This window comes from Stappia sediminis (genome assembly GCF_009826895.1).
GTDB lineage: Bacteria > Pseudomonadota > Alphaproteobacteria > Rhizobiales > Stappiaceae > Hongsoonwoonella > Hongsoonwoonella sediminis.
The window spans coordinates 54,778-72,862 of record NZ_WUMV01000006.1; the positions used below are offsets into that span (position 1 = coordinate 54,778).

The window sequence follows — 18,085 nt, forward strand, 5'->3', positions numbered from 1 at the left end:
CAGGTCCGCCCCGAATCGAGGCGCTTGTGATTATTGTTGTTTATAGTTCGGTTATTGCGAAGTCACGGGTGACATACAGACGAGATCGAACCCGGGCAAGTGGATACCGGAAGACATTCATTGCAGACACGACTTTTCCGCGCAACTTCGCATGCCCTGAGAGCAGGCCGGAAGGTTTTGCGCTTACAAGGCCTGAAAGGCGCAAACGCGCAAGTGAACGGCACTGTTGCGAAGTCATGATAATCTTGCGGCTGAACCGGAGATCCGCGGTTATCCCCTTCCCTCATTTCAAGATTTCGTCATGAGCCTGTTTTCACCCTTGCTGTCGCGCCTGCGCTCGCTACTTCTGCCATCTCAAGCATCGTATTCCCCACGAGGAGGCACCATGAACGACACACAAAATACGCCGAAAGTCGTCAAGTCCGACGAGGAATGGCGCGAGATCCTGTCTCCCGATCAGTACCGCATCCTGCGCCAGTCCGGCACGGAGCGGCCCTTTACCGGTCCCTTCCTGGATAACCACAAGCCCGGACTTTATTCCTGCGCGGGCTGCGGACAGGAGCTTTTCCGCTCCAACGCGAAGTTCGATTCGCATTGCGGCTGGCCGAGCTTCTTCGAACCCGCCTCGTCCGAGGCGATGGTGGAACTGCGCGACACCTCCCACGGCATGATCCGCACCGAAATCCGCTGCTCGGGCTGCGACGGACATCTGGGCCACGTCTTCCCGGACGGCCCGAGGCCGACGGGCATGCGCTACTGCATCAACGGTCACGCGCTCACCTTCGACCAGGACGGCTGATCCGACGGCGGCCAGTCCGACCATCCAAAGCGCCGGCACACCTGCCGGCGCTTTTCTTTTTGCCGAACTGGTTCTTCAATTTCGCGGTGGAGTACGGAAACTCGGGGCCGAATTCCTTGACAGCCGGCGTGGGTTGTCGGACGTTCCTCAGCCCGATTGATTTTGTCCGACAATTTACCGGCATTTCTTGCACTTCGGAGACTGTCTTGTCCGTTCAAGCGCATGCCCCTGCGCCGCAGGCGCCCCTCGTCGATGGTCCCTATGCCTGGTTCCGCCTGGCGGTGGCAATCCTTCTGTCGACGGTCGGCAGTGTGGGCATGTGGGCCGTGGTGGTTGTGCTGCCTTCGGTCCAGGCCGAGTTCGGGGTGGAGCGGGCGGAAGCCTCCCTTCCCTACACCGCGACGATGATCGGCTTTGCGCTCGGCAACCTCGTCATGGGCCGCTGGGTGGACCGTTTAGGCATCATGCCGCCATTGATCGGCGCGGCCTTCGCGCTTGGCGCGGGCTTCATGCTCGCCTCGGTGAGCGGCGATATCTGGCAGTTCGCGATCATCCAGGGCGTGCTCATCGGCATCGGCACCGCCGCGACATTCGGCCCGCTGATCGCCGATGTCTCGCACTGGTTCCACAAGCGCCGCGGCATCGCGGTCGCCGCGACCGCCTGCGGCAATTACCTGGCCGGCGCCATCTGGCCGACGCTCATTCAGTGGGGCATGGTCGAGGGTGGCTGGCGTTACAGCTATTTCGGCATCGGCGTCGCCTGTATCGTCCTTATGGTGCCGCTCGCCCTGCTCCTGCGCCGCCGCCTGCCGGAAGAAGAGATCGACATTTCGCCGAGCGGCGCCGTCCGCCTCAACCCCGTCGCGTCGATATCCTTTTCCCCGCGCACGCTTCAAATGATGCTCGCTATCGCAGGCATCGGCTGCTGCGTGGCCATGTCCATGCCGCAGGTCCATATCGTGGCGCTCTGTGTAGACCTTGGCTACGGTGTCGCGCGCGGTGCGGAAATGCTGTCGCTGATGCTTGCCGGCGGCATCGTCAGCCGGCTCATCTCCGGCGTCCTTGCCGACAGGATAGGCGGCGTAAAGACGCTGCTTCTCGGCTCCGTGCTGCAGTGCCTTGCCCTTTTCGCCTATCTCCCGTTCGACGGTCTGGTCTCGCTCTATATCGTGTCGCTGGTCTTCGGCCTTGCGCAAGGCGGCATCGTGCCGAGCTACGCCATCATCGTGCGCGAGTATCTGCCGGCGCGCGAAGCGGGACAAAGGGTTGGCTTCGTCATCATGGCGACGATCTTCGGCATGGCGCTCGGTGGCTGGCTGTCTGGCCTGATCTATGACCTGACGGGCTCTTATGAGGCCGCTTTCTTCAACGGCATCGCCTGGAATTTCCTGAATATCGGCATCATGGCGTTTCTGCTTTTCAACACCCGCAAGCCGCGCGCCGCCATGGCCTGACAGGGGCCCGGCCACCTTCACAATCCCTCGCTCCGGTCGCGCACGGCTTGCCTAAGGCGGGTGGAATCCCTAATTCGGGTTCATGCTCGACAGGAAAGATATCCCCCGCGCGGAAAAGCGCCCCGTAACCGCCGAATATCACGGCATCCCCAAAACCGACGATTACGCGTGGCTACGCGCCGAAAACTGGCAGGAGGTCATGCGCGACCCCGCCGTTCTCGATGCCGATATCCGCGCTTATCTGGAGGCCGAGAACGCCTGGCTCGACGCCGGCATGGCGGACACGCAAACGCTTCAGGAAACCCTCTTCGCCGAGATGAAGGGCCGTATCAAGGAGGACGACAGCTCCGTTCCCTCACCCGACGGTCCTTTTGCCTACGCCATCCGCTACGTGGAAGGCGGCCAGCACCCCAGGCTCGTGCGCACGCCCCGCGACGGCGGAGATGAGGCCGTCATGATCGACGGCGACAGGGAAGCGGAAGGCAAGGCCTACTTCCGGCTTGCCGGTGCCATGCATTCACCCGACCATTCGAAGCTCGCCTGGGCCTATGACGACAAGGGATCGGAGTTCTTCACGCTCAGGATCCGCGATGTTGCGACCGGCGAAGACCTCGCGGATGTGATCGAGGATACGGGCGGCGGCGGTGTCTGGTCCGCGGACGGGCGCTACGTCTTCTACATCCGTCTCGACGAGAACCACCGCCCGTCGAAGCTCTTCCGCCACGAAGTCGGCACCGGCACGGATAGTGACGTACTCGTCTTCGAGGAGCCCGACGCCGGCTTCTTCATGGGGGTCGGAAAGACGCAATCGGGCCGCTTCATCGTCATCGACAGCCACGACCACGAAACCTCGGAAATCCGCCTCATCCCGGCGGACGATCCGACGGCGGAGCCCCGCCTTGTCGCCCCGCGCGTCCAGGCAGAGGAATATTCGCTCGACGACAATGGCGACACGCTCTTCATCCTGACGAATTCGGGCGATGCGGAAGATTTCCGGATCGTCACCGCCCCCCTTGGCGATCCGTCGCGCGAAAACTGGACCGATCTCGTCGCCCACAAACAGGGCCGGCTGATCCTTTCCATGACGCTTTACAAGGATCACATGGTGCGCCTTGAGCGCGAGGATGGCTTGCCGCGTATCGTCATCCGCCATCTTGCGGACGGTGTGGAACACGCGATCGCCTTCGACGAGGAAGCCTATTCGCTGGGCGTTTCCGACGGTTACGAATTCGACACGACGTCGATCCGCTTCACCTATTCGTCCATGACGACGCCCTCGCGCGTCTACGATTATGACGTGAAAACCCGCGAACGCGTGCTTCGCAAGGAGCAGGAGGTTCCCTCCGGCCACGAACCGGGCAACTATGTCACCCGGCGCGTGCATGCGCCCGCCGCCGATGGCGAAACGGTGCCGGTTTCCCTGCTCTACCGCAAGGATACCCCGCTGGACGGATCGGCTCCCTGCCTTCTATACGGCTACGGCTCCTACGGCATCTCGATCCCGGCGAGCTTCAATACCAACTGCCTGTCGCTCGTCGACCGTGGCTTCGTCTACGCCATCGCGCATATTCGCGGCGGCAAGGACAAGGGCTACCGCTGGTATGCCGACGGCCGGCGGGAGAAGAAGAAGAACACCTTCACCGATTTCATCGCCGCAGCCGACTATCTGGCGAAGGAAAACTTCACCTCCCCGGACAGGATCGTGGCACAGGGCGGGTCCGCCGGCGGCATGTTGATGGGCGCTGTCGCCAATATGGCGCCGGAGAAATTCGGCGGCCTCATCGCCGAGGTTCCCTTCGTCGATGTGCTAGACACCATGCTCGACGACACGCTTCCCCTCACCCCGCCGGAGTGGCCGGAATGGGGCAATCCGATCACCGACAAGGCGGCGTTCGAGTATATCGCCAACTATTCGCCTTACGACAACGTGAGCGCAAAGGCCTATCCGGCGATCCTCGCCGTCGGTGGGTTGACGGACCCGCGCGTGACCTATTGGGAACCGGCGAAATGGGTGGCGAAGCTGCGTGAACTCAAGACCAACGACACGCCGCTTTACCTGAAGACCAACATGGAGGCCGGCCACGGCGGCGCATCCGGGCGCTTCGACCGGCTGAAGGAAGTCGCCCTGAATTACGCCTTCGCGTTAAAGGTCGCCGACAGGGCCTGAGGCCGCGGCCAATCCGGCGGCGCGGCGGCTGCGTAGATCGAATGACGAACAATTGGAGGTCGTTCGATGATACCGCTCCGCCGCGCCGCTCTTGCCTTTCTTGCCTGCTTCTTCGTTCTTGCCGCGTCCGGTGAAGCGGCTTTTTCTTCCGCCGGGCCGCTGAAGCTTGAGGAGTTCTTTCGCGGCAAGACCGTCGGCAAGGGCGTTTTCGAAAGCCGTTTTGCAGGTGTCAGGCGCGAATTCACGGTCGTCACGACCGGCACCTGGAACCCGAAAACCTTCACCCTGCGCCTGCGGGAGGATTTCCGTTACGCCGATGGCGAGCGCGACACCAAGGTCTGGTTCTTCCAGAAGGTTGCTCAAGACCGCTATATCGGCCAGCGCTCGGACGTATTGAGTCCGACGAACGTTCGCACCGTCGGCAACGATCTCAAGTTTTCCTACGCAGCCGAGGTAGAAACGAGGGACGGGCCGGTGGCGCTGCGTTTCAACGACACGCTGACGCGCGTGAAACCGGGCGTGGTCCGCAATACGGCACGTGTCGTCAAATACGGTCTCACCATCGGCACCGTCGACCTTACATTCCGCAAGGCGCGATAACAGCGGCCACTTGCGCCTTCAAAAGGTCTCTGTTCGGGCCTTCAGGCGCTCTTGCAGGTCTTGATGCCCAAAATCTTGTAGGCCGGGCACCAGCCGATCAGGGCGGTTACAATCGGCACGAGGCCGATCCAGCCGATCCAGTTCCATGCGGATCCCGCCGGCCCGAACACCGCTAAAAGCACCAGTGCAATCCCTGCGACCATACGGATTATACGGTCGGTCGAGCCCATGTTGGTCGTCATCGAGAAGTCTCCGTGCACACTGAAGTTTTCGGCCGGCGATCCGGCTCGTTTATTGGTTTCATTATTATGAAAATAATGCGTGTTTGTCGCTGATCCAGATCAAACCTAAACACGCCAGCCGGCACGACACGAGCGTCTCACCTGACGTAATATTTGCGCCCCATACGCGATCCGGCGCATGGCGGAATATGCGCAAAGCACTTACGATGATATTGATCGCCGTGAATCAAACGACCGCTTCGAGGTTCATCATGTTCCGCGTAATCGCAGCCGCTTCCGCCCTGTCGCTCGCCCTCGCCACTGCCGGCTGCAACTCGGCGAACCCTCCGACGACCGTGGGAGGAGTTCTCGACTACATTCTCTTCGCGCCGACTTATGACGCAAATTACGTGCCCCAAACCTACGGCACGCCATATGACTGCAAGACGGCCGCAGCGACCTACGGCGGGGCAAACGTCTGGCGCGGAAATATCGGCGGAAAGAAATTCGATTTCGACAAGAGCCGTTCCGTCGGGCGCGAAGGCTGCTTCCAGACGCGCGCCGAATGCGAGGCCTTCCTGACCCTGATGGAAGGCTATATCGATCAGGTCATGGGCCGCACTTGCACAAAGGGCTACGGTTGACGCTTTGGAAATACAGGTCGAATCGGCACGATTTCCATCGTCCTTAACAGAAGCTGGAAACGTCAGATCGCTTTTTTCGTGTATTAACACGTTTTTTATCAGCCGTGATCAACTCTTTAAGTGAAAGCTTGAGAGAGGTGGTCCGCCATGCATGCATTCCTGCCCGGCTTCGTCCGTAACAGCGTCGCAAGACAGTTGATCCTGCCTGTACCGATCATCGCACTTGTCGGACTTGCCGCCGTCTGGCTTTTCCTGCCCTACATGATCGACCGCAATACGCAGGAAGACGCGGTGCGAAATGCAATCCAGACCGCAAACCAGTTCAAGACGATACGCGGCTACTACACGAAGAACGTGATTTCCAAGGTGCTGGACAACGGCGGCGTCAGCCCGTCCATCGACCACAAGGCGGAAAGCGACGGCATACCTCTTCCGGCAACCTTCATCCACGATATCAGCGAGTTGCTGGCCGAGGAAAACACCCGCATCCGCCTTTACAGCCCGTATCCCTTCCCGAACCGAAGCGACCGTAAACTCGACGGTTTCCAGCAGGAAGCCTGGGCAGCCCTCGAGAAAGACCCGGACGCGGTTTTCTCCCGCGAAGAAATTCGTGACGGACAGCACTTCCTGCGGGTCGGCATCGGCGACAAGATGGTCGCGGACGCTTGCGTGAATTGCCACAACTCCCACCCCGACACGCCGAAAGCGGACTGGAAGCTGGGCGACCTTCGCGGGATCCTCGAAATCGAGACGCTCATCGACGGTCAGCTTGCCAATGGCGCCATGCTCGGCAAACTGGTCATCGGCGGCACGGTCCTCGGCTCTCTTGTCCTTATCCTTGTGACCGCGTTCGTGGTTCGCGGCTTCACGGGGCCTCTGGGGCGGATGACCGCTTCGATGCGCTCGCTTGCCGGCGGCGATCTTGAGGCGGAGATCCCCGCCAGGGAACGGGCGGACGAGCTTGGCTCCATGGCCGCCGCGCTCGAAGTCTTCAAGGAGAACGCTCGGGAGCGTTCGCGCCTGATGGAGGAAAGCGAAGCCGCCAAGGTTCTTGAAGCCGGCAAGGCATCGTCGATGGCCAGCGCGATCGGCGACTTCGAGGCGACGACGAAGGACGTTGTCGACGGCGTCTTCGCCACTTCCGAGCAGCTTCGGGAAGCGGCATCGTCCCTTGCCACGCTTGCCGATGAGGCCGGCGCATTGTCGCAGACGATCGGCCAGTCCACCAGGAACGCGTCGGACGGCGTGATCACCGTATCGAGCGCGGCGGATGAGCTTGCCGCCTCCATGGGCGAGATCAATCGCCAGATCAACCAGTCGACGCAGATAACGGAGTCCGCCGGCGAGCAGGTGTCGAAGACGATCCAACAGGTCGAGGCGCTCGTCTCCTCCGCCAATCGCATCGGCGAGGTCGTCACCCTGATTTCGGAAATCGCGGAGCAGACGAACCTGCTCGCGCTCAACGCGACGATCGAATCCGCGCGCGCCGGCGAGGCCGGCAAGGGCTTCGCGGTGGTCGCGAACGAGGTCAAGCAACTCGCGGGGCAGACGGCGAACGCCACGCAGGAAATCAGCGCACAGGTCGCGCAGATCCAGAAGGCGACCGGCGATGCCGCCTCCTCCATCCATGAGATCGGCAGGACGATAGGCTCCATCCGCGAGGCTTCCGGCGCTGTTGCGACCGCCACGCATCAGCAAAGTGCTGCAACCCAGGAAATCGCCTCCAGCATCGCTCACGTAGCCGAAGGCACCAGGGAAGTGGACCAGGGCGTTGCGGGTATCGGCAAATCGACAAGCGGTATCCAGTCGTCCACCGAGCTGGTGGCGAATTCGGCGGAGGAACTTTTCAGGAAATCCGAGCAATTGCGCGGCCAGGTCACGAGCTTCCTGGATGTGGTTCGTAATGGCCGTAAGCAGGATGCTGCCTGAGGCGCAAGCCCAGGCGCCAAAAAAAGGCGGGCCATCAGGCCCGCCTTTTGCATTTCGCTCTCGTTTCGCCGGCCTTACGACGCGGCCTGCAAAAGCTCGTCGACGTATTCCCAGTTGACGAGGCTGTCGAACCAGGCCTCCAGATACTTCGGGCGCGCGTTGCGGTAGTCGATGTAGTAGGAGTGCTCCCACACATCGCAGCCCAGAAGCGGGGCTGCGCCATGCACCAGCGGGTTTTCGCCGTTCGGCGTCTTCATGACGACGAGCTTGCCGTCCTTCAGCGCCAGCCATGCCCAGCCGGAGCCGAACTGTGTAACGCCGGCGTTGATGAAGTCGGCGCGGAACTTGTCGAAACCGCCGAGGTCGGAGTCGATCTTCGAAGCCAGCCCGCCGGGCAGCGACTTGCCGCCGCCGTTCGGCTTCATCCATTTCCAGAAGTGGATGTGGTTGTAGTGCTGGCCGGCGTTGTTGAAGAGCCCGGCGTTCTTGCCGTAGCTTTCCTTGACGACGTCCTCGAGCGACTTGCCCTCAAGGCCGCTGTCCTTCAGCAGGTTGTTGCCGTTGGTGACATAGGCCTGATGGTGCTTGTCGTGGTGGTACTCCAGCGTCTCGGCCGACATATACGGCCCGAGCGCGTCATAAGCATAGGGAAGATCGGGAAGTTCGAAAGCCATCGGACGCCTCCTGTTATGGTCTCATGAAAAATTCGCGAGACTTCCGTCTCGTGGGGGAACCTTCAAGCGCGAACATAAGGGCCTCGCCACTCTACGGCAATGCCCGCGGATCGGAATTTGGAAATATTTTTCTTGTTATTTTCCGGCTTCGGTGCTTCACCCTTTGAACGCTTGAAAACCGCATTATGTTCCGGCCCGTCAGGGAGAAATGTCCAACATGAAGCCAGCCCCGGGATCGCCCGTTCTGCTTGCCCTGGCCGGCTTTCTGGCGCTGGCGACTGCCATGGGCATCGGCCGCTTCGCGCTGACACCGATCCTGCCCTTCATGATCGAGGGCATTCCCCTTTCGACCGCCGATGCCGGCTTCATCGCATCGGCCAATTATCTTGGCTATCTCATCGGCGCGCTTGGCGCTTCCGCGCTCCCTTCATTTGGCGACGGGCGTGGCTGGTTCTTCTTAGGGCTCGTGCTCACCGTGCTTCTAGCCGCCGGCATGGGGGTGAGTGGAGACCTGACCTACCTTGCGGTGGACCGTTTCATCGCAGGCCTTGCAAGCGCGCTTGTTCTCGTCTTCTCCGCAACGCTCATCATCGAGCCGGTGACGCGGATGGGCCGGCCGGAGCTTGTCGCCGTCCAGTTCGGGGGTGTCGGCTTCGGCATCATGCTTTCGGCCGGGCTCGTCGGCTTGCTTGGGGCGCATCAGGCCGGCTGGGACACGATGTGGTTGCTGAGCGGCGCGCTCGCGCTTGTCGCCGTTGCGCTGATCGCATTCCTCGTTCCCGCGCGGGAAAAAGCAGCACCATCCCCCGCTCGCCCGGTTGATACCGCGAACGGCAGGCACCGCTCGGCCCTTTTGAAGCTCACGCTCGCCTATGGGCTTTTCGGCTTCGGCTACATCATCACAGGCACGTTTTTGACGACCATCCTGCGCGGATCGTCGCACCTTCGCCACCTTGAAGCACCGGTCTGGGCGATGGTCGGTTTCGCGGCCTCCTTCTCGCTCTGGTTCTGGGGCAGGGTCGCCGCCCGCATCGGCAACTCGCGCGCTTTCGCGATCGCCTGCATGGTGGAGGCCGTCGCCGTGCTGCTCACGGTGGTAAGTGCCGCGCCCCTTGCCTTCTTTGTCGCCGCTTTCCTGTTCGGCGGCACATTCGTCGGCATCACCGGCGTCGGCCTTGTCGAGGCGCGGCGCATGTCACGCGCAAACCCCGCGCGCTCCTTCGGGCTGATGACGTCGTCTTTCGGCCTCGGCCAGGCGCTCGGCCCGACGGCCGCCGGCATAGGCGCGGAAATGACCGGAAGCTTCGCCCTTCCCTCGCTCGCCGCCGTGGCGACGCTGGTCGTCGCCACGTTGCTTACGTTCAATCTGCCGAGGGATTGAAACTGTCTGAGACGATCAACGGGTTTGAAGCTGTCTTGCGGAAAACATCGATATACGAAGAACGTCATCCCGGTCCGCGTGCGCTTTGGCGCATCGCGAGAACCGGGATCCAGCGCATCTGCTGCGCGCAAGCGCACTTAAAATCTGTTTCGTACGGGCTTCGCCCGCAACTGATTTCTGGCCCCCCGATCAGGCCGAGGGCAGGCCCCGGATCGGCGCTCGGCTTCGCCTCACTGGTCCGGGGTGAGGCCAATATCCGCTCCAAAGTGTAAGTCTCCTCACCCGTGGGCGAATTCCCAATAAAGTTCGCGGGCGCGCGCGGCGAAGGGGCCCGGCTGCAGGTCGCGTGTCTCGATCCGGTTGATCGGCACCACCTTGTTGTAGTTGCCGGTGGAGAAGATCTCGTCGGCCTCCTGGAACTCGCGGTAAGAGAGCGTGCGCTCCACCACCTCCACGCCGGACTTGCGCAAAAGCCCGATGATCCGCTGGCGCGTGATCCCGTTCAGGAAGGTTCCGTTCGGAGCTGGCGTATGCACCACCCCGTCCTTCGCCATGAAGACGTTGGAGGTCGTCAGTTCCGCGACATTTCCCAGCATGTCGAGCACGATGGCATTGTCGAAGCCGCGCGCCTTTGCCTCGACGATGGCGCGCGCGTTGTTCGGATAAAGGCAGCCCGCCTTGGCGTTCACCGGCATGCATTCCATCGTCGGACGGCGGAACGGCGACAGCGTGACGCTCATCGACGCGTCCTTGGGCGCGATCGCCGCCTCGAACAGGCACAGGCAAAAGCGCGTCGTCTCCGGATCGCCGGCGATGGTGCCGATGCCGTCTCCTTCCGCCCAGTACATCGGCTTGATGTAAACGGGCGTGCCGGGGCCGAATTTGCCAAGGCCCTCGCTCGTCAGTTCCATCATCTCGCCGACGGATTTCGTCGCTTTCAGGCCGAGTGCAACGGCGGAATCGTTCACGCGCTGGCAGTGCAGGTCGAGGTCGGGCGTCACGCCCTCAAAGGCCCTTGCGCCGTCGAAAACGCTCGATCCGAGCCATGCGGCATGGGTGCGCGGGCCCATGATAGGCGGATTGCCCTCATGCCACGCGCCGTCGAACCAGGTCCATGTCGTCGACCACTCGGCCATTTCCTTCTCCCGAATATTTTTTGGTGAATTTCTGCGATCGAACGCTGTTAGCGCTTCAAGGTCAAGCCTTTGCTACATCGGATGAAAAATCCGGAATGAATATACCGCTAGACAATTATGTTCCTGTTATGTTCACATACATGGAGCGACAACCGGAAAAATTTTCCCGCAGAGCTCACATCGCCAAAGGTGCATCCCATGGAACAGAGAATTTCGCTCATCACCCTCGGCGTCGACGATATGGCCGAGGCGAGGCGCTTCTTCGAAGACGGCCTCGGCTGGCGCCCCACGCCTTTCGACAGTGACGAGGTGGCCTTTTATCAGGCCGGTTCCTGCGTGCTCGGTCTCTTCGGGCGCGAGGATCTTGCGAAGGATGCCGGAGTCTCGCCAGAAGGGTCCGGGTTCGCTCCGTTTTCCGTTGCCTGGAACGGCCGCAGCGAGGCGGAGGTCGATGCTGCCTTCGCCAAAGCCGTCGATGCAGGAGCGGAAGTCGTGAAACGCCCGGAAAAGGTCTTCTGGGGCGGATATTCAGGCTATGTGCGCATACCCGGCGGCCACCTCCTGGAGATTGCCTACAACCCCTTCTGGGAGATGGGCGAAGACGGCTCGATCAGGCTTCCCCCGCCTTCTGAAAGCTGAGGGCGAAGCGGCCAACGCCTTTCAGTCCGGTTGACGGCGCGCGCGCTTGGCTGTTTTCTCTGCGGCGAGTTCTTGCGAGAAACAACAAGAGGCGCACCATGGCCCTTTCCCCTTCAAAGCCCATTTCCGTTTATGTGTTCGATGCTTACGGCACGCTGTTCGATGTGCATGCCGCCGTGCGCAAGAACGCGGAAGGGCTCGGGCCCGATGCCCAGCGCCTGTCGGAACTTTGGCGGCAGAAGCAGCTCGAATATTCCTGGATCCGGGCGATGATGAACCGGTATCAGGATTTCTGGACCTTGACCGAGCAGGCGCTCGACACGGCCTTCGCCATGGTCGGCACGGCGGACAAGTCGATGCGCCAGACGCTGCTTGACGCCTATTGGCAGCTCGACTGCTATCCGGAAGTGCCCATCGTCCTGAAAGGCTTGAAGGACCGGGGCGCCAAACTCGCGATTCTTTCGAACGGCAGCCCCGCCATGCTGGAAGGTGCCGTAAAGGCCGCCGGCCTCGATGAGGTTTTCGACGCCGTCCTGTCGGTGGATGCGCTGAAGACCTACAAGACCAACATGGAGGTCTACGAGATGGCGACGACGGAGTTCCGCGTCTTTCCCGAAGCCATCTCCTTCCAGTCTTCCAACCGGTGGGACGTGGCAGGCGCGACCGCCTTCGGCTTCCGCACGGTCTGGATCAACCGTACCGGCAATCCGGATGAATATTCCGACCTTGCACCCGCCGCCGTGCTGCAGGACCTGAACGGCCTGCTGACGCTGGCGTGATCTCTCACGTCTCTTCGCGCTTGATCCATTTGGGCGTTTTCGGCGGCTCATAGGCCTCGAAGGCGTCGATCATGCGCCTCGGGTCGTTTTCGACCAGAAGCATTGCGTGCATTTCCGGCTTCACGAATTCCTGCGTCACCGTATGGCGCAGGAAAGCGAGCAGGTTGTCGTAATAGCCGCCGATATTGAGCAGCCCACAGGGCTTTTCGTGATAGCCGAGCTGGCCCCACGTCCAGACCTCGAAAAGCTCTTCCATCGTACCCGTCCCGCCCGGAAGCGAGACGAAAGCGTCGGAAAGGTCGGCCATCAGCGCCTTGCGTTCGTGCATGGAGCCGACGACATGAAGCTCGGCAAGCCCTTCGTGCGCCAGCTCCTTTTCCTGCAAGGCCTTCGGGAGAACGCCGATGACTTCGCCACCCTGGGCGACGGCGGCGTCGGCCACCGCCCCCATCAGCCCGACCTTCGCCCCGCCGTAGACGAGCCTGCGGCCCGAGGCGGCGATTTCCCGCCCCATGGCTTCGGCTGCTGACTTGTACTCGTCGGAGCGGCCGAAGCTTGAGCCGCAGAACACGCAAATGGAACGCATGGACGCCGTCATCCCTTCGAAAGCTCGTCAAGCACCCGCGCCCATGAGCGGATGCCGCCGTGGAAGCTTGAAAGGTTGTACTTCTCGTTCGGCGAATGCACCTGGTCGTCGTCGAGGCCGAAGCCGATGAGAAGCGAATCCATGCCGAGCATGGTCTTGAAATCGCCGACGATCGGGATCGAGCCGCCGCAGCCGATCAGCGCGGCCTCCGCGTTCCATTCGTCCGTTAGCACCTTGCGCGCCTTGGTCAGTGCCGGGCTGTCGAAGGCAAGGCGGATCGCCGGGCTGCCGCCGTGCTCGGCGAATTCGACGGAACAATCCGCCGGTATCTTCGAACGCACATAGGCGCGGAATGCTTCGCGGATCTTTTCAGGCTCCTGGTCGCCGACAAGACGGAAGGAGATCTTTGCCTGCGCCTTGGACGGGATCACGGTCTTGAAGCCGGCCCCCGTATAGCCGCCCCACATGCCGTTGACCTCGCAGGTCGGCCGCGTCCAGATGTGCTCAAGCGCGGTACGGTCGCTCTCGCCGGCAGGGTCGGCAAGGTCCACGCCGCCGAGGAACGCCGAGTGGTCGAATCCGAGCTTGTCCCACAGCGCCTTCACGTCGTCGGGCATTTCGATGACGCCGTCATAGAAGCCGGGCAGCGTCACCCGGCCTTCGCTGTCGTGCAGGCCGGCGATGATTTCGGCCAGCACATGGTTCGGGTTGCGCGCCGCCCCGCCGAACATGCCGGAATGCAGGTCCTTGTCGGCGGCCGTCACGGTAATTTCCTCACCCACGAGGCCGCGCAGCATGGTAGTGATCGCGGGCGTCTTTGCGTCCCACATGCCTGTGTCGCATACGAGCGCGAGGTCGCAGGAAAGCTCCTCGCTGTTCGCTTCAAGGAACGGATGAAGCGACGGAGAACCGGACTCCTCCTCGCCCTCCAGCAGCACGGAGACATTGATCGGCAGGTCCCCGGTCTCCGCGATCCACGCGCGCGCGGCTTCCAGGAACGTCATGAGCTGGCCCTTGTCGTCCGCCGCACCGCGCGCGACGATCACCTTGCTTCCGTCAGGACGCGTCACGATGCGCGGCGCGAACGGGTCTTCTTCCCATAGTTCGATCGGATCGACGGGCTGCACGTCGTAGTGACCGTAGAAGAGCACATGCGGGCCGGGCTTGCTCTCGCCGGCGCGGTGTCCGACGACCATCGGGTGGCCTTCGGTGTCGCGCACGCTTGCCGAAATACCGAAGTCGCTCATCTCGCGCGCCAGCCAGTCGGCGGCGGCGCGGCAGTCCCCCTTGAAGGCCGGATCGGTCGAAATGCTCTTGATCTTTACGAGGTCGAACAGGCGCTCAACGCTTTTGTCGAGGTTTGCATCGATGCGGGCAAGGACGTTGTCGAGGCGGGACATATGAAACTCCGGGATGCGAATGAATTGCGCTCAATTGGCCATAAGTCGCATGGCGCGGCAAGGCCTCTTCTTGCCGCGGCGATGCCGTCATCGGCCGGTATGGCGAAAGCGTACGCGGTGGAACGCAGCGTCATCCTGTATTTGCGGTCCGCCGTTCAAAACCCACGCTTGATCGAGCCCAGGATCCCGCGCGCGAGCGCCCTCCCGAGCTGGGTTCCGACCGAGCGCGCGATCGACTTCACCGCCGCGTCGAATGTCGTGTCCCGGTTCGAGCGTCTGCCCGAGCTCCGGCTCTTCGGCTGCGGGCGGTCGTCGCGCCCGAAGTCCGGCAGGCGGAAACCGGTTCGCGAATATTCGGGCTCGCGCCCGCCTTCTCGCTCCGCTTCCTCCTGCATGCGCTGAAGCTCTTCCTTGCGCGCCTGCTCCTCGGCGCGCCGGGCCAGAACCTCCTGAGCCGAATCGCGGTCGACAGGCTCGTCGTATCGCCGCCCCACCGGGCTTTCGGCCAGGATCGTCGCGCGCTCGCCCTCGTCGATCGGCCCGAGGCGGGATGACGGCGGGCGGATCAGCGTACGCTGGACGATTGAAGGCACCCCCTTTTTCTCAAGCGTGGAGACCAGCGCCTCGCCGACGCCGAGTTCGGTGATCACCCGTTCCGTGTCGAGATCCGGGTTGGGGCGGAAGGTTTCGGCGGCCGCGCGCACGGCCTTCTGCTCGCGCGGGGTGAATGCGCGCAGCGCGTGCTGGATGCGGTTGCCGAGTTGCGAGAGAACGGTATCGGGCACATCCAGCGGGTTTTGGGTGACGAAATAGACGCCCACCCCCTTGGATCGGATGAGGCGCACCACCTGCTCCACCTTTTCAAGAAGCGCTTTCGGCGCCTCGTCGAACAGAAGATGCGCTTCATCGAAGAAGAACACGAGCTTCGGCTTCTCCGGGTCGCCGACTTCGGGAAGTTCCTCGAAAAGCTCCGACAAGAGCCAGAGCAGGAAGGTCGCGTAAAGGCGTGGCGCGCCCATCAGTCTGTCGGCGGCAAGCACGTTGACCACGCCGCGCCCGTCTCGGGCCACCCTCATCAGGTCTCGGATGTCGAGCGCAGGCTCGCCGAAGAATTCCTCCCCTCCCTGGCGTTCGAGCACCAGAAGCTGACGCTGGATCGCCCCGACGGAGGCCTTGGACACATTGCCGTAGAGTTTCGAAAGTTCCGAGGCGCGTTCGGCGACATGGGCAAGCAGGGCCTGCAGGTCATTCAGGTCGAGAAGCAGAAGCCCCTCGTCGTCGGCCAGTTCGAAAGCGACGTTGAGCACGCCCTCCTGCGTGTCGTTCAGGTCCATCAGCCTTGCCAGCAGCAGCGGCCCCATCTCCGAAACGGTGGTGCGCACGGGATGCCCCTTTTCGCCGAAAAGGTCCCAGAACACGGCCGGAAATGCATCGAAGGCATATTCCTTGTCGAAACCGATGGTTTCCGCGCGCTTCAGCAGGAAATCCTTCGCCTCGCCCTTCGCGGCGATGCCGGAAAGGTCCCCTTTCACATCGGCGCAGAACACGGGAACGCCGGCTTGCGAAAATCCTTCGGCGAGGATTTGCAGGCTCACGGTCTTTCCGGTGCCCGTGGCACCGGTGATCAGCCCGTGCCGGTTGGCGAGCTTGAGCGTAAGATATTCGGGCTTGCCCGATGCACCGAGGAAAATACCGTCATCCGCCAAAACCATCGCCCACCTGCCGTTGTTCCTGAACGCATCCTAGAATATCAGTTTATCGACTAACGTAGAGTTTCACCATTTCGATGCGTTTTTCATAAGCTTATATCGGTTGCGAACTATGGATATGTGTTGTCAGATATCCTTATGTCCTAACTGAAAGCGAGTCTTGAAAAATGGACGCTCTAGTATCCGGCGTCGCGAGTGCCGCAAAAATCGAAGTCTCACGCGCCCGCAAGGCGGTTGCCATTCTCCTGATGATCCTGAACCGGGACGGACCGCGCGATGCGACCAGACAACTCATCGATGCCTTGCCGGGAGGCCGCTCGCTGATCGCTTCCCAGGGCGAAAGCGGCGCCAGTTCCTATTGGGGCGGCTTTTCCGATGTTACCAGCGGCGGCATGGGCGTGATGGGCGCTCTTGGCGAAATGACCGAAGCCGGCCTCGACATGGGCCAGGTTCAGATCGTGACGCGGGAAGTCATCGCCTACGCACGCAAGCGTGCCGGCGATGAGATCGTCGACCAGGTCGTCGACGGTATCCCGGGCTTGAGAAAATTCACATAGGCAACCGGATCGTCCCTGCGCCTTCGCGCTGCGGGACCAGCCAGGAGGAAGCGCATGTCTTATTCAATCGCCGAGATCGAGGGCATCGGCCCGGCTTATGCGGAAAAGCTGCAGGCGGTCGGCATCCGCACGACCGATGCCTATCTCGAGCGCGCCAGGGACCCGAAGGGGCGCAAGGCGCTGGCGGAAGAAACGGGTATAGACGACAAGCGCATCCTGAAATGGGCGAATATGGCCGATCTCATGCGCATCAAGGGTGTGGGCGAGGAATATTCGGAATTGCTTGAGGCAGCCGGCGTCGACACCGTGAAGGAACTCAGGAACCGGAATGCGGAGAACCTTGCGGCGAAGATGCGCGAGGTGAACGAGACGAAGAAGCTCGTCCGCCAGGTTCCAGCCGATTCGGCCGTGGCCGGCTGGGTGGAGCAGGCCAAGAAACTGCCGCCCATGATGACCTACTGACCAGAGCGCTTTCCACGAAAGCGGGATCGCTTTTTCGATAGGAATTCGCTCAAGGGTCATGGACCCATAAAATCGACGGATGGCGGAGCGATGCGGGCGGCGCGCGATCGGACCGCCCGTTTTCTCCTGCTCACATGTTGATCTGGCCGTAGCGCAGCGCTTCCACCACCGTATGCGTCTTGTTGGACGCATTGAGCTTGACGCTCGCGTTTTGCAGGTGCGCATGCACGGTCCGCTGCGAAATATCGAGAAGCTCCGCAATTTCATTGGCCGTCTTGCCGAGCGCGGTAAGCTCGAGGACGCGGCGTTCGCGCGTTGAAAGTTCGCCGGGGCGCTGGTTGGAAATGCATCCCATCTCGATCAGGCGGCGGAACGCGGTCCCGCAGACGATCGAGAGATTGGCGAGGTCGACACTGGTGCAGCGCAAGGCCCCTCCGGCGCCAAGCACAAGCGCCTGAAAGGGGTGGATTTCGCAAATCGGAACGACCACCATCTGCGTTCCGGGGCGCGCGGCGCCGCATAGCTCGGAATGTTCGGCATCGCCCTCGGGGATATCCCAGATGAAGGGCCGGCTGCGCATGAGCCCCATCGTGAGCGCGCCGTCGTTTGCCGAAAGCGTGGCTGCCTCGATGCCGCCATTGCGCTCGTCCGGCCAGCGGAAACGCTGCACGAGGTTGTCGATCGGCCGGTTGGGCATGGGCAGCCCGGTTATGAGGATATGCGTTGCCCCGAGTCTCCGCAGATACGCCTCGACCACGTCAAGAACATGACGGCGCGTTTCAGCTTCCGTAATTGCCGATATCTTCCCCTGAATATTGATGCTTTCCATGGTTAATTCCTGCCCCTGCCACAAAAGCGGCGACCGCTACCCAGCCAAACCATACGGCTATTCGAGAGAGTTGCCGTCGCCATACTGACGAAAATTCCAAAGTCAAATCTTCCAAGCGG

General features: G+C 61.9%; 18 protein-coding genes. 11 read left to right on the top strand and 7 right to left on the bottom strand.

The window, feature by feature from the left end; genetic code table 11:
* Window positions 1-385 precede the first annotated feature (385 nt).
* From msrB to GR183_RS12595, 4 genes are all read left to right on the top strand, one after another.
* Window positions 386-799 (top strand): peptide-methionine (R)-S-oxide reductase MsrB, encoded by a 414-nt coding sequence (gene msrB, locus GR183_RS12580; RefSeq protein ID WP_160776001.1) that lies wholly within the window; start codon window positions 386-388, stop codon window positions 797-799.
* A gap of 206 nt (window positions 800-1,005) precedes the next feature.
* Window positions 1,006-2,253 carry an MFS transporter gene (locus GR183_RS12585; RefSeq protein ID WP_244313729.1) on the top strand — a complete coding sequence of 416 codons (1,248 nt, stop codon included), beginning with the start codon at window positions 1,006-1,008 and terminating at the stop codon, window positions 2,251-2,253.
* Between the two features lie 82 nt (window positions 2,254-2,335).
* Window positions 2,336-4,420: a S9 family peptidase gene (locus GR183_RS12590; protein ID WP_160776002.1), complete on the top strand. Its 2,085-nt coding sequence runs from the start codon at window positions 2,336-2,338 to the stop codon at window positions 4,418-4,420.
* 66 nt (window positions 4,421-4,486) lie between these two features.
* The gene (locus GR183_RS12595) at window positions 4,487-5,020 is read left to right on the top strand and encodes a DUF3833 family protein (RefSeq protein ID WP_160776003.1); all 534 of its coding nucleotides are present in this window, start codon (window positions 4,487-4,489) and stop codon (window positions 5,018-5,020) included.
* A gap of 41 nt (window positions 5,021-5,061) precedes the next feature.
* On the opposite strand, the gene GR183_RS12600 is transcribed toward GR183_RS12595, so the two are convergent.
* Window positions 5,062-5,262: a YgaP family membrane protein gene (locus GR183_RS12600; protein WP_160776004.1), complete on the bottom strand. Its 201-nt coding sequence runs from the start codon at window positions 5,260-5,262 to the stop codon at window positions 5,062-5,064.
* A gap of 251 nt (window positions 5,263-5,513) precedes the next feature.
* On the opposite strand from GR183_RS12600, the gene GR183_RS12605 reads away from it, so the two are divergent.
* The gene (locus tag GR183_RS12605; protein WP_160776005.1) at window positions 5,514-5,885 is read left to right on the top strand and encodes a hypothetical protein; all 372 of its coding nucleotides are present in this window, start codon (window positions 5,514-5,516) and stop codon (window positions 5,883-5,885) included.
* Between the two features lie 147 nt (window positions 5,886-6,032).
* Window positions 6,033-7,814 (top strand): methyl-accepting chemotaxis protein, encoded by a 1,782-nt coding sequence (locus tag GR183_RS12610; RefSeq protein ID WP_160776006.1) that lies wholly within the window; start codon window positions 6,033-6,035, stop codon window positions 7,812-7,814.
* A gap of 74 nt (window positions 7,815-7,888) precedes the next feature.
* Here the strand turns inward: GR183_RS12610 and GR183_RS12615 are convergent, their stop codons facing one another.
* Window positions 7,889-8,488, bottom strand: coding sequence for a superoxide dismutase (locus tag GR183_RS12615; RefSeq protein ID WP_160776007.1), 600 nt, complete (start codon window positions 8,486-8,488; stop codon window positions 7,889-7,891).
* Window positions 8,489-8,705: 217 nt separating this feature from the next.
* Here GR183_RS12615 and GR183_RS12620 point away from each other — a divergent pair, with 217 nt between their 5' ends.
* Window positions 8,706-9,869 (top strand): YbfB/YjiJ family MFS transporter, encoded by a 1,164-nt coding sequence (locus GR183_RS12620; protein ID WP_160776008.1) that lies wholly within the window; start codon window positions 8,706-8,708, stop codon window positions 9,867-9,869.
* Window positions 9,870-10,147: 278 nt separating this feature from the next.
* On the opposite strand, the gene GR183_RS12625 is transcribed toward GR183_RS12620, so the two are convergent.
* A complete protein-coding gene (locus GR183_RS12625) occupies window positions 10,148-11,005 on the bottom strand; it encodes a branched-chain amino acid aminotransferase (protein ID WP_160776009.1) in 858 nt (285 codons plus the stop codon).
* A gap of 198 nt (window positions 11,006-11,203) precedes the next feature.
* Between GR183_RS12625 and GR183_RS12630 the strand changes: the two genes are divergently transcribed.
* Both GR183_RS12630 and GR183_RS12635 read left to right on the top strand, forming a co-directional pair.
* Window positions 11,204-11,644 (top strand): VOC family protein, encoded by a 441-nt coding sequence (locus GR183_RS12630; RefSeq protein ID WP_160776010.1) that lies wholly within the window; start codon window positions 11,204-11,206, stop codon window positions 11,642-11,644.
* A gap of 98 nt (window positions 11,645-11,742) precedes the next feature.
* Entirely contained in the window at window positions 11,743-12,423 is a 681-nt protein-coding gene (locus tag GR183_RS12635) for a haloacid dehalogenase type II (protein ID WP_160776011.1), read from the top strand.
* A gap of 4 nt (window positions 12,424-12,427) precedes the next feature.
* Here GR183_RS12635 and GR183_RS12640 read toward each other — a convergent pair whose 3' ends face one another.
* From GR183_RS12640 to GR183_RS12650, 3 genes are all read right to left on the bottom strand, one after another.
* The gene (locus GR183_RS12640; RefSeq protein ID WP_160776012.1) at window positions 12,428-13,009 is read right to left on the bottom strand and encodes an LOG family protein; all 582 of its coding nucleotides are present in this window, start codon (window positions 13,007-13,009) and stop codon (window positions 12,428-12,430) included.
* Window positions 13,010-13,017: 8 nt separating this feature from the next.
* Complete coding sequence (locus GR183_RS12645) at window positions 13,018-14,409, bottom strand: M20/M25/M40 family metallo-hydrolase (protein WP_160776013.1); 1,392 nt, start codon at window positions 14,407-14,409, stop codon at window positions 13,018-13,020.
* A gap of 155 nt (window positions 14,410-14,564) precedes the next feature.
* Window positions 14,565-16,121: a helicase HerA-like domain-containing protein gene (locus GR183_RS12650; protein WP_160776014.1), complete on the bottom strand. Its 1,557-nt coding sequence runs from the start codon at window positions 16,119-16,121 to the stop codon at window positions 14,565-14,567.
* A 164-nt stretch (window positions 16,122-16,285) separates the two neighbouring features.
* On the opposite strand from GR183_RS12650, the gene GR183_RS12655 reads away from it, so the two are divergent.
* Both GR183_RS12655 and GR183_RS12660 read left to right on the top strand, forming a co-directional pair.
* Complete coding sequence (locus GR183_RS12655) at window positions 16,286-16,675, top strand: DUF2267 domain-containing protein (RefSeq protein ID WP_160776015.1); 390 nt, start codon at window positions 16,286-16,288, stop codon at window positions 16,673-16,675.
* Between the two features lie 54 nt (window positions 16,676-16,729).
* Window positions 16,730-17,137 (top strand): DUF4332 domain-containing protein, encoded by a 408-nt coding sequence (locus GR183_RS12660; protein WP_160776016.1) that lies wholly within the window; start codon window positions 16,730-16,732, stop codon window positions 17,135-17,137.
* Between the two features lie 130 nt (window positions 17,138-17,267).
* Here the strand turns inward: GR183_RS12660 and GR183_RS12665 are convergent, their stop codons facing one another.
* A complete protein-coding gene (locus GR183_RS12665; RefSeq protein WP_160776017.1) occupies window positions 17,268-17,966 on the bottom strand; it encodes a response regulator transcription factor in 699 nt (232 codons plus the stop codon).
* Window positions 17,967-18,085: the final 119 nt, after the last annotated feature.